The organism is Tateyamaria sp., assembly GCF_059783535.1.
On sequence record NZ_JBYNDP010000012.1, the window covers coordinates 43441 to 58603 of the forward strand.

The window sequence follows — 15163 nt, forward strand, 5'->3', positions numbered from 1 at the left end:
GGCCTCAGCTATAGCTGATTTTCAGGACTTCATAGGACTTTTCGCCGCCCGGCGTGCGCACTTCGACGCTGTCGCCCTCTTCCTTGCCGATCAATGCACGGGCGATGGGCGATTTTATGTTCAAAAGGCCCTTTTCGATGTTGGCCTCGTATTCGCCAACGATCTGATAGGTCTTTTCCTCGTCCGTATCCTCGTCCACCAGCGTCACGGTCGCGCCGAACTTGATGGCCCCGGAAAGCTTGGTGGGATCGATCACTTCGGCCAGCGAGATGACACTCTCAAGCTCTTTGATCCGGCCTTCGATAAAGGACTGCTTTTCCTTGGCCGAATGGTATTCCGCGTTCTCGGACAGGTCACCATGTTCGCGCGCCTCGGCGATCGCCTTGATGATCGCAGGGCGTTCTTCGCTTTTGAGGTGCTTCAATTCCGTTTCCAGTGCGGTCGCACCGGCGCGGGTCATTGGGATCTTTTCCATTGGCGTCGTCCTAATAACAGGCGGCGGCCCGCGATGGAGCCGCCGTTGTTTGCGATAGGAGATACCTGACCCAATGGGGCGGGGGAATGCAAGGGGGAATGGGGGCCAGCCCCCGTCGCTGCGCGACTCCCCCATGGTATTTTCAGTCAGAAGAAGACCTAGTCATACTGCACGACCTCGTATTCGATGTTGTCTGCGTCGTGGAAATAGAAGCGACGGCCCGGTTCGTAGTCACCGTGGTTGCCAGTTTCAAATCCCTTGGCCTTGATGGCCTTTTCCATCCCGTCGAGGTCATCCGTGACCACGGCCAGATGGTTCAAGCCACCGACGGTGTTGTAGTTGTCATCTGTTGCCTTGCCCGGCGCGCCCGGTGTGTATAGCGCCAGATAGTGCGCGTCGGTTCCCACGTGTACGGTGCGCCCGCCCGCCATCGCGGCTCCGGCCCACCGGATATGCCAGCCAAAGAGGTCGCACATCCATGCTGCGGTCGCATCCGGGTCGGACACGGTGAGATTGGTGTGTTCGAGCATTGCGGGCATGGTCTGGTCCTTTCTTCATGCAGTCTTTCCTTTTCAGGTCGATGAGGGCATCCTGCGACCTCAAGTTAACTTGAGGTCAAGGACTTTTTTCATGGCTGCATCCGAGGGATTGAGCATTGGCGAAATCGCGGCACGGACAGGGTTGGCAGTGTCGGCCATTCGTTACTATGAGGACGAGGGATTGGTGGCCCCGTGGCGCAATGCAGGTGGGCAGAGACGGTTTCAGCGTGCCGATATCCGGCGGCTGAGCTTTATCATGGTGGCGCAGCAATTCGGGTTCACCCTGGCCCAGATCAAGGCGGAACTGGACCTGTTGCCGCGCCACCGTGCCCCGAACAAGCGGGACTGGGCGCGTATCAGTGTGGAATTTCGAGAAGGTCTGGATGAGCGTATCGCGCGGCTGGAAAAACTGCGCGATACGTTGGATGGGTGCATCGGCTGTGGCTGCCTGAGCCTTGAGGTTTGCGCGCTGTACAATCCGAAGGATACCGCGGCGGACAAGGGCCAGGGGCCACGCTACCTGATGGGGGATACGCCGCCCTAGTGGTAGGTTTGCCCGATCAGGACCGTCGGCGTGACATTCGTGAAGTTGGGCAGATCGGCCATCACCGGGTCCGAGGCTGCCATCGCTGCATCCATGGCGGCTTGGTCAGCAAAGACAACTGTGGCGATTGCATGAAAGCCAGGCGGAGAGTCGGGCCCGCCTGCCAACCCCTTGGTCACCACCATGTTTTGGATATGTGCGCCCATGTGCTCGTTCACGAGATCAATATGGGTGGATTTGTAGTACGCATCATCAAATGTGCTGCTGTCGCTTGTCGGGTAAAGCACTTGCAGTGTCATGGGCATCTGTTTGGTCCTTCAATTGCATATGCGCACCATGAGCGCATTCACGGATTCGGCAAACTGGCATGGACCCAAGTGCGTCGAAGTGAACCGCATGAGTTTGCGTATTTGATTTGCTTGACGTGATGCGCCGCCACGTCATTTCCCATAACGTGTCGTCGTTTCGTGAATTTTTGATGGATTTTTTCACGAAGACAGTACACCACATTGCGCAAAGCCTATCTGTAGGCTAGCGACACGGAAATTTGCGCAAAGGCGCGGGAGAATAGGGGAGCCGCCACATGGCAGAGATTGAACGCGAAGCGATGGAATATGACGTGGTGATCGTTGGGGCTGGCCCGGCGGGCCTGTCAGCAGCCATTCGTCTCAAGCAGCTGGACGCCGACCTGAACGTGGTTGTGCTGGAAAAGGGGTCCGAAGTGGGCGCCCATATCCTGTCCGGCGCTGTCCTGGATCCCTGCGGTCTGGACGCGTTGATTCCTGATTGGAAGGAAAAGGGCGCGCCGCTGAATGTGCCGGTCAAGGACGACAATTTCTACATGCTGGGCGAGGCGGGTCAGGTCCGTATTCCCAACTTCCCCATGCCCCCTCTGATGAACAACCACGGCAACTACATCGTCTCTATGGGCAATGTGTGTCGCTGGATGGCCGAGCAGGCCGAGGAGATGGGTGTTGAGATTTTCCCCGGCATGGCCTGTTCCGAGTTGGTTTACGGCGACAATGGCGAAGTGAAGGGCGTTGTGGCCGGTGTGTTCGGCTTGGAAGAAGACGGGTCCATTGGCGAAAACACCGAGCCGGGCATGGAGCTGCACGGCAAGTATGTCTTCCTGTCCGAAGGTGTACGCGGGTCGCTGTCAAAAGAGGTGATTGCCAAGTACGGTCTGAGCGACGGGAAAGAACCGCAGAAATTCGGCCTTGGCATGAAAGAGATCTGGGAGATTGATCCCGAGAAGCACAAGGAAGGCTCTGTCACTCACACGATGGGTTGGCCCCTTGGGTCGAATGCCGGGGGCGGATCGTTCATCTATCACCTTGAGAACAATCAGGTTTATGTCGGGTTTGTGGTCCACCTGAACTACAAGAATCCGCACCTGTTCCCCTATATGGAATTCCAGCGCTTCAAGCATCACCCGATGGTGGCGGACCTGCTGAAGGGCGGGAAGCGCGTGGCCTATGGTGCGCGGGCAATCTCTGAAGGTGGATACCAGTCGATGCCGAAGATGGTGGCCCCCGGTGTGGCGCTGCTGGGCTGCTCGGTTGGTATGGTCAACGTGCCGCGCATCAAGGGCAACCACAATGCGATGCTGTCGGGTAAGGCGGCTGCAGAGGCGGCGTTTGACGCGATCAAGGCAGAGCGGTCCGGTGACGAGCTGACCGCTTACGAGACCGAGGTGCGCGAAGGTGCCATCGGCAAGGACCTCAAGAAAGTGCGCAACGTCAAACCGCTGTGGTCCAAATATGGTCTGACCGCGTCGCTGGTGCTGGGCGGCTTCGACATGTGGACCAACACACTGGGCTTTTCGCTGTTTGGCACCGTTGGTCACGGCAAGAGCGATGCCGATGCCACCGAAGAGGCGAGCAAGCACAAGCCCATCGATTACCCCAAGCCAGATGGGACATTGTCTTTCGATCGCCTGACCAATGTGTCGTTCAGCTTCACCAACCATGAGGAAAGCCAGCCTGCGCACCTCAAGCTGGCCGATGCGACGATCCCGGTGGCGCAAAACCTGCCGAAATACGCGGGCCCCTCGGCCCGGTATTGCCCGGCCGGCGTCTACGAATTCGTGGAGGAAGAGGGCAAGGACACGCGCTTTGTCATCAACTTCCAGAACTGCGTGCACTGCAAGACCTGTGACATCAAGGACCCGGCCCAGAACATCAACTGGACCACGCCGCAAGGTGGGGACGGGCCGAACTATCCGAATATGTGATGGGTGCGCGATCATGCGCAAAATCTGATATAGAACGACGCCGGGCCCTGTGCCCGGCGTTTTTTCTGGCGCGCAACCGCTGACCATTTCGCGAGGTTACATTGCACATGTGCGCAGACGTGCTAGCCTATCGCCCAACAACAGGCAAAAGGCAGTGCATCCCGTGATCCGATCGCTTCTTTCAAGTGTCGCTTTGGCCGCCGTGCTGGCGACCACCCCGCATATCGCCCCCGCGCAATCCGTGGCCGGATCGTATCTGGCAGGACGGCATGCTGCGATCACAAGCGATTTTGAGGCAGCGGCCCGGTACTACCAGGCTGCGCTGGCCCGAGATCCAGGCAATGTCGAGCTGATGGAGGACGCCATCGTCTCGCAACTGGCGCTGGGCCGCGTGGATCGCGCCCTGCCTATTGCACGCATCGTCGAAGAGAAGGAAGTGCGCAGCCAGGCCGCGCATATGGTCGTTATCGCCGACCTGTTGGCACAGGAAGACTATGCCGGCTACTTGGAGCGGGATACCGAGGCGCTGGGCATCGGCCCGCTTGTTGACGGTCTACTGAACGCTTGGGCCCTGGTCGGCACCGAGGATGTCGAGGGGGCATTGGCCGCCTTTGACGCCGTGTCTGAACAACGGGGCGTGCGCGGTTTTGCCATGTATCACAAGGCGATGGCGCTGGCAGGTCTAGGCCAGTTCGAAGCCGCCGGAGAGATTTTCGAAGCCGAAGGGTCTGGTCCCTTGCAGCAGACGCGCCGCGGCGCCATGGCGCGCGCTGAAGTGCTGTCGCAACTGGGGCGCAATGACGAAGCCATCGCGTCGCTGGATGCAGCCTTTGGCACCGTGACCGACCCGGAGCTGGATGCAATGACACTCGCGCTTCAGGCGGGGGAGAGGCTGGCCTTCACCCATATCACCTCGGCGCGCGACGGAATGGCAGAGGTGTTTTATTCACTGGCAGGTGCACTGCGGCAGGATGCAGGTGCGGATTACACCCTGCTTTATGGCCGCATTGCGCGGCATCTGCGGCCGGATCATGTTGACGCGCTGCTGCTGAATGCTGATCTGTTGGAGACGCTGGAACAGTACGAGCTGGCAAATGCGGCTTACAAACAAGTACCCGCTGATCATCCCGCATTTCATGCAGCTGAATTGGGCCGTGCCGCGGCCTTGCGCGAATCTGGCAAGCCTGATGCTGCCATCGAAGTGCTGGAACAATTGGCGAAACGGTTTGGTGATCTGCCGTTGGTGCATTCGACCTTGGGCGATGTCTTGCGCCAGCAAAGCCGGTTTGAGGATGCCGTTGCAGCCTACGACCGCGCGCTGGACCTGACCGACGCGGAGGATCGGCGCGCATGGTTCCTGCACTATGCGCGTGCCATTTCGCACGAACGCCTCAAGGAATGGCCCGAGGCCGAGGCCGACTTCCGCCGCGCGCTGGAGTTGAACCCGGGTCAGCCGCAGGTCTTGAATTACCTCGGCTATTCGCTGGTCGAGAAGCAGATCAAGCTGGATGAAGCGCTGGAGATGATTGAACAGGCGGTCGAGGCAAGCCCGGACAGCGGGTACATTGTCGATAGCCTTGGCTGGGTTCTGTATCGTCTGGGCCGGTACGAAGAAGCGGTTGGTCATATGGAGCGCGCCGTCGAGCTGATGCCGGTCGATCCGGTGGTCAACGATCACCTGGGCGACGTGTACTGGGCGGTTGGTCGCGAACGCGAGGCACGCTTTCAATGGATGCGCGCCCTGAGTTTCGTCGATCCTGCCGACACGGATGGTGAGGCTGACCCGGCACGGATGCGCCGCAAGCTGGAAGTAGGCCTTGACGCGGTGCTGGCCGAAGAGGGCGCCGAGCCGTTGCAGGTGGCGGATGGCGATTGAGGTCTTTGCGCCTGCCAAGATCAACCTGACACTACACGTGACCGGGCAACGCTCGGATGGCTATCACCTTCTGGATTCCCTTGTCGTTTTTGCCGATGTGGGTGATCGGCTGACGATTGACCCTGCGCCTCGGATGCGTGTGGACGTGTCGGGGCCGTTCTCCGTTGGCGTGCCAAGGGATGAACGGAACCTCGTCTGGCGCGCAGCAGAGCTGGCGGGCGTGGCCGCGCAGATTTCCCTGGAAAAGAACCTGCCCCATGGGGCGGGCATCGGAGGCGGGTCATCTGATGCGGCTGCCGTTCTACGCGCTCTGGGCGCCGAGGCGCACGCGCTGGCGTTGGGTTCGGATGTTCCGGTCTGCCTGCTGGATGTGCCGCAGCGGATGCGTGGGATTGGAGAGAACGTGGTGCCCATCGGTGGCGTGCCCGCTTTACATCTGGTGTTGGTCAACCCGGGTATTCACGTGCCCACACCGGATGTGTTCAAACGTCTGAGAACAAAAGACAATCCGCCGATGGACGCCCGTTTACACTGGCCGGATCGCGCGGGGTTTCTGGCGTGGTTGGTCGAACAGAGGAACGACCTGCAAGCGCCCGCGTCGTCCGGAAATCCGGCGATACTGGCGGCATTGAAGACCCTGAAAGGGGCCGAATTTGCGCGCATGTCGGGATCAGGCTCGACCTGTTTCGGTGTCTATTCTGACGCAGAGGCAGCGCGCGATTCGGCTGCGGAGATCTCAAGTAAGCAGCCCCGGTGGTGGGTTCGGGCAGTCACGACGGTTGGGTCTTAGGCAGGGCGGTCAGTTGATCCGTTCGACCACGTAGTCGGCAAGATCGATCAGCATATCGCGTAGGTCATGCGCGGGCAGGGTGCCGAGTGACGACTTGGCCTTGTCCGCCCATTCGATGGCATCGCGCTTTGTCTCTTCCAGCGTATTGTGCTTGTTCAAAAGGTCCAGCGCGTGGTCGAGGTCGCCTTCGTCCTGCTGTCCCTTTTCGATGGTGCGCGACCAAAAAGCGCGTTCTTCGGCATCTGCCTTGGCGACAGCCTTGATCACCGGCAGCGTTAGCTTCCGTTCGCGGAAATCGTCGCCCACGTTTTTGCCCGTGGCCGAGGATTGGCCCTGGTAGTCCAACAGGTCATCGACAATCTGGAAAGCGATTCCAAGCGCATCGCCATAGTCGAACAGGGCCTGCGTTGTTGCAGCGTCCTTGCCCGCGATCACGCCACCCACTTCCATAGCGGCTGAGAACAGGGCCGCAGTTTTGCCCCGCACCACCTGAAGATATATCGCTTCGTTCGTGGCAAGGTCCTGGGCGGCCGTCATTTGCAGCACTTCGCCTTCGGCGATGGTGGCAGCCGCGTCTGACAGGATGCGCAGGACAGAGATGTTGCCGGTTTCGGTCATCAACTGGAAGCTGCGGGCGAACAGGTAGTCGCCGACCAGAACCGAGGATTTGTTGTCCCACAGCAGGTTCGCGGTGGGCCGACCGCGCCGCTGGGCGCTCTCATCGACCACGTCATCGTGCAACAGGGTGGCTGTGTGAATGAATTCGACTGTGGCAGCGAGGTGCACGTGGTAGGGGCCGGAATAGCCGCACAGATGGGCCGAGGCGAGCGTCAGCATGGGCCGCAGACGTTTGCCGCCTGCTTCGACCAAGTGGCGGGTCACTTCAGGGATTCGGGGGGCGTGTTCCGATGCCATGCGGTCACGGATCAGGTCATTCACCCCCTCCAGATCAGTCGCAAGATAGCTGGCAAGCCGGTCATGCGGCTTTGCGATTGTGGACGCGTCCATCACTTTCCCCATAGCACCCCTCGACAGTTAGGCCGGTGTGCCCCTACATCCATGATATGAAGGAACTTTTGCGCAGCACCGACCCGACGATCATCGCCTTTGCCTCCGCCCTTCTTGAGGGCGAGGATATAGACTGCTTTCAGATGGACGTAAATATGAGCGTCCTTGAAGGTGGCATCGGAATTTTCCCCCGCAGGCTGATGGTGCGGGAGGATGACTATGACGCCGCTTTGCGGGTTGTGACCGACAATGACATCGATCTTGGACGCTGACCTGACCCATGACGCTTTTCTGGGCGGGCGGCTGCATCTGTGGCAGCCGCGCGATGGGTATCGGGCGGGCGTTGACCCGGTGTTGCTGGCGGCTTCGGTCCCGGCAAAAGCAGGGCAATCCGTGTTGGATCTGGGATGTGGTGTGGGCGCTGCAGCCTTGTGTCTTGGCGCGCGGGTGCCAGGGCTTGAGCTGGTAGGTGTCGAGCGGCAGGCTGACTATGCCGCACTTGCGGTTCGAAACGGATTGCAGGCCCATACTGCTGACCTGACCGATATGCCCGCAGAACTGCGAGATCGCAGCTTTGATCATGTTCTGGCCAATCCCCCATATTTCGATCGCGCGGCGGGCCATGTGGCCGAGGATTCGGGGCGCGAGGCGGCGCGTGGTGTGGAAACGCCCGTTGCCGCCTGGATCGATGCGGCGGCCCGCAGGTTGCGGCACAAGGGGTATCTGCACATGATCTATCGGGCCGAGCGGGTGCCGGACCTGTTGGCCGGTGCTGCGGGAAGGCTGGGTAGCCCTGAGATTTGGCCCCTTTCCCCACGAACTGGAAAGGCGGCAGAGTTGGTTATTTTCCGGGCACGCAAAAATGGGCGTGCAGATTTTCGCCTGCATTTTCCGGTCATTTTACACGAGGGCGCACGGCACGAGAGGGATGGCGAAAGCTATACCCATGAAATTCGGTCGGTTTTACGCGAAGGGGCTGCGCTGCACCTTTAATCCGACGTTGACCATACATACATTTTGTAGGTCCACATGCTGCGCCTGCGGCGTGACTTATGAGCAAAGCTGTGCTTGGCTGTGGAGGCAACTTTGTCAGCAAGGAGGACTGCATGAGCGTGATCGCCCATCTCGAAGAGTTGAAAAAGAAGCACCAGACCCTGAGTGATCAGGTTGAGACGGCCCAACGATCGCCGGGCGTGGATCAGATGGAAGTGGCCACCATGAAAAAGCAGAAGCTGAAACTGAAAGAGGAAATTGCCCGACTTTCGAGTTAGGGGACACCTTTCAGGCTGGCGCGGGCTGCCAGGAGCGCTCCGCCAGTGATCAGGATGGCCGCAAGGGTCAGTGACCAACTGGGCGCAGCAACGCCAGCCAGTACCAGGACGACAGTCGACAAGAGCGGCGCCGCATAGGATGCGGTGCCGAGCAACTGGATGTCGCCGCGTTTCACGCCGATATCCCAGACGTAGAAGGCAAGGCCGACTGGGCCAAGGCCCAGTAAAATGGCACTTACCCATCCCAATCCACCGGATGGCCAGACCGTTTCTTCAAACATCAGATGCATGGGCAGCGACAGAATGGCGCTCGCCACGCAGAACACCGCGACAGAAGCGGTCGGGACGGTTCCAAAACGGCGCGACAGGACGGAATAGCTGGACCATGTGACCGCACAGGCCATGGCAAGCAGATAGCCGGGCAAGGCCGCCGCATCGAAACCCGCGGCCCCTCCAGTGACGATCAGCGCCGCGCCCGCAAAACCAACCATCGCCCCCAGCACGTGACCGCTGCGGAGCGTTTCGCCCGGCAGCAGGCCGGAAAACAGAACAATCAGCAGGGGCCAGAGATAGGCAATCAGGCTCGCTTCTGCCGCAGGGGCGAGGCGTAGGGCCGAAAAGTACAAGGCGTGATAGCCAAACAGCCCCAATGTGCCCATGAGATAGACATGCATTGGCACGGCTCTCAATTGGCCCAGACCACCGCTGATCGCGGTCCAGAGCAGGCCCAGCGTGCCACCCATGGCAAAGCAGATAGCGTTCAGTAGAAATGGCGGTGTGGGTGCCGAGCCAACAGTCAGCAGCGCCAACACACCCCAAAGCAACACGGCCACAAATCCGATCAGGGTCGCGGTTGTGCGTGTCATGCAGTCTGAAAATCGGATGAAGGTTTGCGGATCATGCGGTCGGTGATGTGGCTGGTCTTGTCAATCTCTGTGATCATCCAATCAAGGAAGGCGGCAATGTGGGGTCGCGTTTCGGCCCCTTCGGCGCAGAGAAACCGGAAACGCACCCCAGTGTCCAGCGCGTTCGGCCAAGGGGCCACAAGGCGGCCATCATGCATATCCTTGACCACTAGGGATCGCCGGCCCAGCGTGACACCCATCCCGGCCAGCGCGGCGTCGACGGCGTGGTCCGCCTGACTGAAACGGGCGCCATGGGTCGGGGCAAAGTCGATTCCCATCATCCGAAACCACGTGGACCAGTCCGCGCTTGGTTTGAGGTAGGCGATGCTGTCGTCAAAGATCAGCGGTGCGTCCTTCAGGCTTTCAGGTGTCGGGTATTGTGCCGCAAGTTCGGGTGTCATCACCGGACAGACCCATTCCATGGCCAGCAGCTTGCTGAACATGTCCTCGTCCTTGCCGGTTCCAAAGCGGATGGCAACATCGACCCCATCGCGGTTGAGGTCGACCATTTTCAGGGAGGCCGAAAACCGCAATTCGATCTCTGGATGCGCTTGCGCAAAATCGTAGAGCCGGGGCGCGAGCCACTTTGCGGTAAAGGCGGGGCCAGCGGTGACGGTGAGCGTGCCAGTATCCATGGTCCGTTCGGCTGCGCGCCAGGCGGCGGCGAGCGTCTGGAACCCATCGGCCATGCCTGGGGCCATGGCTCGGCCCGCTTCCGTCAATTCAACGGCGCGGTTCAGGCGGTGAAACACTTGGGTGCCCAGGTGTTCCTCAAGCGATTTGATCTGAAAGCTGAGTGCTGCGGGTGTGACATGCAACTCTTCTGCCGCCTTCGCAAAGGACATGTGGCGGGCGGCGGCGTCAAAGGCACGCAAGGCGGTCAAGGGGGGGAGGCGATCAGGCATATTCGGTTAAGTACAGCTTAAGTGAAGTAATGGAAAGTCTCGTTTGTGCGCTTGCGAAAAAGGGCACATATTCATCTCAATTCAGAAACGTTGATCCAGAAAAGGATACGGCCCATGATTGAGACATCCGCACATCCCGCCATCCGCCAAGGTTTGGAACGCGCTCATGCTGAGCGTGGAGCAGCGCTCGCAGGCGCATTGAACTGGCTGTTTGGGGGCAAAGTTTCCCGCTGATGCGCGCGCGGCATCTTACGGGATAAAGAAGGGCCGGTGCAGCGATGCACCGGCCCTTTTTCATGTCGAATTGGATGGGCGTCAGACGAAGAACTGCGCGCCGTTGGCCGAGATGGTTGAGCCGTTGATAAAGCCCGAATCGTCGGAGGCGAGGAAGACGACGCAGCGTGCAATCTCTTCCGGTTCGCCCAGACGACCCGCTGGGATCTGGCCGATAATGCTTTCACGGACTTTCTCAGGCACGGCCATGACCATTTCTGTGGCGATGTAGCCGGGGCAGATCGCATTGGCGGTGATGCCTGCACGCGCGCCTTCCTGGGCCAGGGACTTCACGATGCCCAGATCGCCCGCTTTTGTTGCGGCGTAGTTCACCTGCGCAAACTGACCTTTCTGACCGTTGATCGAGGAGATCACGATGACACGGCCAAACTTGCGCTCGCGCATACCGGACCAGACGGGGTGCACGGTGTTGAACACGCCGGTGAGGTTGGTGTCGATGACCTGATGCCACTGCTCCGGCGTCATTTTGTGGAAAGGGGCGTCGCGCGTAATGCCCGCGTTTGCAACCACGATTTCGATGGGGCCGAGGTCCGCTTCGACCTGTGCGAGGCCGGCTTTCGATTCTTCGTAGTCGGCCACGTTCCACTTGTAGGTCTTGATGCCTGTCTCGTCTGTGAACTTCGCGGCGGCTTCGTCATTGCCCGCATAGGTGGCGGCGACGGTGTATCCAGCGTCTTTCAAGGCTTTCGAAATGGCCTCGCCGATACCGCGGGAACCGCCGGTGACAAGTGCTACACGGGACATGGGGAGAACTCCTTTTGGGTGTGTTTCGCATTGTTTCGCTCAAATGCGGTCTGGGCGCAACAATATTACGTGCCCACTTTCGTCCTGAGCGAATTTTGATGGGGAAGGGGTAGGCGGCGCCGTGCGGCACCGCCTTGATCTGGATCAGTCGCGTTCGAGGCACATGGCAACGCCCATGCCACCGCCGATGCAGAGTGTGGCGAGGCCCTTCTTGGCGTCGCGGCGCTTCATTTCGAAGAGCAGGGTGTTGAGGATGCGCGCGCCCGAGGCACCGATGGGGTGGCCGATGGCGATGGCGCCTCCGTTCACGTTCACGATCTCCGGGTTCCAACCCATGTCTTTGTTCACGGCGCAGGCTTGTGCAGCAAAGGCTTCGTTGGCTTCCACGAGGTCGAGATCCTCGGGCTTCCAGCCTGCTTTCTCCAACGCTTTGCGCGACGCGTAGATCGGGCCGACGCCCATGATCGACGGGTCGAGGCCGACGGTGGCGTAGCTGGCGATGCGTGCCAGGGGCTCGATTCCGCGCTTTTCAGCATTCTCTGCGCTCATCAGCAGCGCGGCGGCTGCACCATCATTCAGGCCCGAGGCGTTGGCGGCCGTGACCGAGCCGTCCTTGGTGAAGGCGGGGCGCAGTTTCTGCATCGCCTCCATGTTGGCGCCGTGACGGATGTACTCATCACTGTCCACCACGATGTCGCCCTTCCGGGTTTTCACGGTGAAGGCGGTGATTTCGTCCGCGAATTTGCCAGCCTTTTGCGCGGCTTCGGCCTTGTTCTGCGAGGCAACGGCAAATTCGTCCTGCATGTCGCGGGTGATTTGCCACTGGTCGGCAACATTCTCTGCCGTCTGGCCCATGTGGTAGCCGTTGAAGGCGTCCCACAGACCGTCGCGGATCATTGTATCGATGTACTTCATGTCGCCCATCTTGTGGCCAGCGCGCAGGGCGGCAGCGTGGGGGCTGAGCGTCATGTTTTCCTGACCGCCTGCGGCGACGATGTCGGCGTCACCTAATGCGATGTGCTGAGCGCCAAGAGCGACGGCGCGCAGGCCCGAGCCGCACACCTGGTTGATGGACCATGCCGCGCTTTCCTTGGGCAGGCCCGCGTTGACGTGCGCCTGACGGGCAGGGTTCTGACCTTGGGCGGCCGTCAGCACCTGGCCCAAGATGGTTTCGGAAACCTCGGACTTGTCGATACCTGCGCGGTCCACAATCGCCTCGAGAACGGTTGCGCCAAGATCATGGGCGGGGGTGTTGGCAAATGAGCCACCAAAGCTGCCAACGGCAGTTCGGGCGGCCGAAGCGATGACGATGTTGGTCATAGGGTCGGGGTCCTCTGTCAGTTTCCTTGAGGACCAATCCGAGACTTTGCACGTCGGTGCGGGCCTCAGAATGGTCCCGCGCTGCGTGTGCAGTATCGGATTCGCTGTGGGGCGACAACTGACGTTATGTCTCAGGCGCGCATGCCAGCCTTTTGTGTTCCCGCGCCCTGACTAAAGAGCCAGTCGGGACGAACCTGGGGGGCCTGGAAGTAGAAACCCTGCAAGCAGTCGGCGCCCATCTGGGTAAGCATTTCGACGTCTTCCTGTTGTTCCACCCCTTCAGCCACGACCAGCATGTCGAAGTGATGCCCGATCTGGATGATTGCAGCAGTCAGTGCCTGGGTGTCCGGGTCGTGCGCGATACCGTTGCAGAACTGCATGTCGATTTTGAGCACGTCAAAGAAGAAGTCCTTGAAGTAGCGCAGCGCGGTATAGCCTGCGCCGAAATCATCCAGCGCAAAGCAGATCCCCTTGGCACTGAGACGATCCATGAAGTCCACGACCAGTTCCGGTTGGTCCATGGCTGACCCTTCGGTAATCTCAAGGATCAGCCGTTCGCCGACCGATTGGTCCTTTTTCAGCCAGCGGTTCAGGGTGTTCATCCAGCGTTGGTAACCAATGGAACGTGCGGACATGTTGATCGACAAACGGATTGAAGGGTTTTCATGCAGGGTGCGCAGCCCCATGTTCAGCGCGATCACGTCAATCTCACGCCCCAGTTCCGCACGCTCAACAACCGGCATGAAATCTTTGGCGGGGATGATGCGCCCAGTCTCGTCCATGACGCGGATCAGCCCTTCGTAAAAGCCGACGCGAGACGGATCATTGGCAATCACGACCGGCTGGAAGGCAAGCATGGTCTGTTGATGCCGGACCGCCTGTTCCACCATCGAAAGCGTGCTGCGATCCCGTGACGATACAGCGGCATTCAGCGGATTGTCCGCCCCTACGGGCATGTTGGAGAACCGGTGTTTCGTCATGGGCTGGCAGCGACCCTTGTGCTTGAAAACTGCTGGCAACATTGTGCCTAAGCTGTAAAAACAGTCTTAATGTTTGCATTTTGTTCCAATTTTAGTTGTTAATCAAAACAAGGGGAATTTGGCATGTTGCACCGCTGTGGATGGGAGGGAGAGGCCCCCGATTACGTGGCCTATCACGACACCGAATGGGGTGTGCCGGAACATGATGCACGCGCGCTGTGGGAGAAGCTGATCCTTGATGGATTTCAGGCCGGGCTGAGCTGGATCACCATCCTGCGTAAGCGCGATGCGTTCCGCGAGGCCTTTGCCGATTTTGACCCGGCGGTCGTTGCGGAATGGGGCGAAGACGACGTGCAACGCCTTTTGACCAATCCCGGCATCATCCGGCACCGCGGGAAGATCGAAGCAACGATCACCAATGCGCGCGCCTATCTCGAGGTTAATGCGACTGTGGGCTTCGATAAATTTCTATGGAACTATGTGGATGGCACGCCGCTTCAGACCAATTTTGCCAGCCGCGATCAGGTCCCTCCGAAGACTAAGTTGAGCGAACAGGTGTCGAAGGATTTGCGGGCTAAAGGGTTCAAGTTCGTGGGACCTACAATCGTCTATGCCTTCATGGAAGCAACCGGCTTGGTCAACGACCACATCACGCCCTGTTTCCGTCATGCTGAATGTGCCGCCTTGCGTGGACCGGCCTAGCCGTTGACTCTACCGATTCTCGTCGTATAAGCGCGGCTTCATTGGTGTTGGTGGCCTTCGCAAGAAGATCCCTGTCGTCCCGGCCAAATCCGGGGAGAGGACAACGCCCTTCGAAAACCTAAACGAAGGAGATCAGCCGTGACAAAACGCACGTCTGCCAAGTACAAAATTGATCGCCGTATGGGCGAAAACATTTGGGGTCGTCCCAAATCCCCCGTCAACCGTCGTGAATATGGCCCCGGCCAACACGGTCAGCGCCGCAAGGGCAAGCTGTCCGACTTCGGTATCCAGCTGCGCGCCAAGCAGAAGCTGAAAGGCTACTACGGCGACCTGACCGAAAAACAGTTCCGACGCATCTATGCCGAAGCGGTTCGTGTGGGCGGTGACACCGGTGAAAACCTTGTCGGTCTGCTGGAGCGTCGCCTCGACGCAGTTGTATACCGCGCGAAATTCGTGGCGACTGTCTTTGCCGCACGTCAGTTCGTGAACCACGGCCACGTCAAAGTGAACGGTCGCAAAGTCAACATCCCCTCCTACCGCGTGAAAGAGGGTGACGTGATCGAAGTGCGTGACCGTT

Annotated in this window: 18 protein-coding genes; 9 read left to right on the forward strand and 9 right to left on the reverse strand. The window is 59.6% G+C overall.

What is annotated here, in order from left to right; translation table 11 throughout:
* Positions 1 to 4: 4 nt before the first annotated feature.
* Both greA and AC6RA8_RS04540 read right to left on the reverse strand, forming a co-directional pair.
* Entirely contained in the window at positions 5 to 475 is a 471-nt protein-coding gene (gene greA / locus AC6RA8_RS04535; RefSeq protein ID WP_299204921.1) for a transcription elongation factor GreA, read from the reverse strand.
* A gap of 158 nt (positions 476 to 633) precedes the next feature.
* A complete protein-coding gene (locus AC6RA8_RS04540) occupies positions 634 to 1014 on the reverse strand; it encodes a VOC family protein (protein WP_500350935.1) in 381 nt (126 codons plus the stop codon).
* A gap of 91 nt (positions 1015 to 1105) precedes the next feature.
* On the opposite strand from AC6RA8_RS04540, the gene soxR reads away from it, so the two are divergent.
* Positions 1106 to 1558: a redox-sensitive transcriptional activator SoxR gene (soxR, locus tag AC6RA8_RS04545; RefSeq protein ID WP_500350936.1), complete on the forward strand. Its 453-nt coding sequence runs from the start codon at positions 1106 to 1108 to the stop codon at positions 1556 to 1558.
* Here the strand turns inward: soxR and AC6RA8_RS04550 are convergent.
* A complete protein-coding gene (locus tag AC6RA8_RS04550) occupies positions 1555 to 1863 on the reverse strand; it encodes an EthD family reductase (protein WP_500350937.1) in 309 nt (102 codons plus the stop codon). The genes soxR and AC6RA8_RS04550 overlap by 4 nt on opposite strands.
* A 278-nt stretch (positions 1864 to 2141) precedes the next feature.
* Between AC6RA8_RS04550 and AC6RA8_RS04555 the strand changes: the two genes are divergently transcribed.
* The 3 genes from AC6RA8_RS04555 (at position 2142) to AC6RA8_RS04565 (ending at position 6457) form a co-directional block, all read left to right on the forward strand.
* The gene (locus AC6RA8_RS04555; RefSeq protein ID WP_500350938.1) at positions 2142 to 3791 is read left to right on the forward strand and encodes an electron transfer flavoprotein-ubiquinone oxidoreductase; all 1650 of its coding nucleotides are present in this window, start codon (positions 2142 to 2144) and stop codon (positions 3789 to 3791) included.
* 163 nt (positions 3792 to 3954) lie between these two features.
* Positions 3955 to 5667, forward strand: coding sequence for a tetratricopeptide repeat protein (locus tag AC6RA8_RS04560; protein ID WP_500350939.1), 1713 nt, complete (start codon positions 3955 to 3957; stop codon positions 5665 to 5667).
* Positions 5657 to 6457 carry a 4-(cytidine 5'-diphospho)-2-C-methyl-D-erythritol kinase gene (locus AC6RA8_RS04565; RefSeq protein ID WP_500350940.1) on the forward strand — a complete coding sequence of 267 codons (801 nt, stop codon included), beginning with the start codon at positions 5657 to 5659 and terminating at the stop codon, positions 6455 to 6457. The genes AC6RA8_RS04560 and AC6RA8_RS04565 overlap by 11 nt, the downstream gene beginning before the upstream one ends.
* A 9-nt stretch (positions 6458 to 6466) precedes the next feature.
* Here the strand turns inward: AC6RA8_RS04565 and AC6RA8_RS04570 are convergent, their stop codons facing one another.
* Positions 6467 to 7465, reverse strand: a complete 999-nt coding sequence (locus AC6RA8_RS04570) for a polyprenyl synthetase family protein (protein WP_500350941.1) — start codon at positions 7463 to 7465, stop codon at positions 6467 to 6469.
* A 56-nt stretch (positions 7466 to 7521) separates the two neighbouring features.
* Between AC6RA8_RS04570 and AC6RA8_RS04575 the strand changes: the two genes are divergently transcribed.
* From AC6RA8_RS04575 to AC6RA8_RS04585, 3 genes are all read left to right on the forward strand, one after another.
* Entirely contained in the window at positions 7522 to 7737 is a 216-nt protein-coding gene (locus AC6RA8_RS04575; protein WP_500350942.1) for a putative signal transducing protein, read from the forward strand.
* A complete protein-coding gene (locus AC6RA8_RS04580; protein WP_500350943.1) occupies positions 7715 to 8458 on the forward strand; it encodes a tRNA1(Val) (adenine(37)-N6)-methyltransferase in 744 nt (247 codons plus the stop codon). The genes AC6RA8_RS04575 and AC6RA8_RS04580 overlap by 23 nt, the downstream gene beginning before the upstream one ends.
* 113 nt (positions 8459 to 8571) lie before the next feature.
* Positions 8572 to 8736: a YdcH family protein gene (locus tag AC6RA8_RS04585; RefSeq protein WP_500350944.1), complete on the forward strand. Its 165-nt coding sequence runs from the start codon at positions 8572 to 8574 to the stop codon at positions 8734 to 8736.
* Here the strand turns inward: AC6RA8_RS04585 and yddG are convergent.
* From yddG to AC6RA8_RS04610, 5 genes are all read right to left on the reverse strand, one after another.
* Positions 8733 to 9602, reverse strand: a complete 870-nt coding sequence (gene yddG / locus AC6RA8_RS04590; protein ID WP_500350945.1) for an aromatic amino acid exporter YddG — start codon at positions 9600 to 9602, stop codon at positions 8733 to 8735. The two genes, AC6RA8_RS04585 and yddG, sit on opposite strands and share 4 nt — an antisense overlap.
* Positions 9599 to 10546 (reverse strand): transcriptional regulator GcvA, encoded by a 948-nt coding sequence (locus tag AC6RA8_RS04595; protein WP_500350946.1) that lies wholly within the window; start codon positions 10544 to 10546, stop codon positions 9599 to 9601. Before AC6RA8_RS04595 ends, yddG begins: the two co-directional genes overlap by 4 nt.
* Positions 10547 to 10861: 315 nt before the next feature.
* The gene (gene phbB, locus AC6RA8_RS04600; RefSeq protein WP_500350947.1) at positions 10862 to 11584 is read right to left on the reverse strand and encodes an acetoacetyl-CoA reductase; all 723 of its coding nucleotides are present in this window, start codon (positions 11582 to 11584) and stop codon (positions 10862 to 10864) included.
* A 144-nt stretch (positions 11585 to 11728) separates the two neighbouring features.
* Entirely contained in the window at positions 11729 to 12904 is a 1176-nt protein-coding gene (locus tag AC6RA8_RS04605; protein WP_500350948.1) for an acetyl-CoA C-acetyltransferase, read from the reverse strand.
* 131 nt (positions 12905 to 13035) lie between these two features.
* Entirely contained in the window at positions 13036 to 13884 is an 849-nt protein-coding gene (locus AC6RA8_RS04610; RefSeq protein ID WP_500350949.1) for an EAL domain-containing protein, read from the reverse strand.
* A 123-nt stretch (positions 13885 to 14007) separates the two neighbouring features.
* Between AC6RA8_RS04610 and AC6RA8_RS04615 the strand changes: the two genes are divergently transcribed.
* Both AC6RA8_RS04615 and rpsD read left to right on the forward strand, forming a co-directional pair.
* Positions 14008 to 14586 (forward strand): DNA-3-methyladenine glycosylase I, encoded by a 579-nt coding sequence (locus tag AC6RA8_RS04615; protein WP_500350950.1) that lies wholly within the window; start codon positions 14008 to 14010, stop codon positions 14584 to 14586.
* Between the two features lie 138 nt (positions 14587 to 14724).
* The coding region (gene rpsD, locus AC6RA8_RS04620) for a 30S ribosomal protein S4 (protein WP_500350951.1) at positions 14725 to 15163 on the forward strand (439 nt) is incomplete at its 3' end.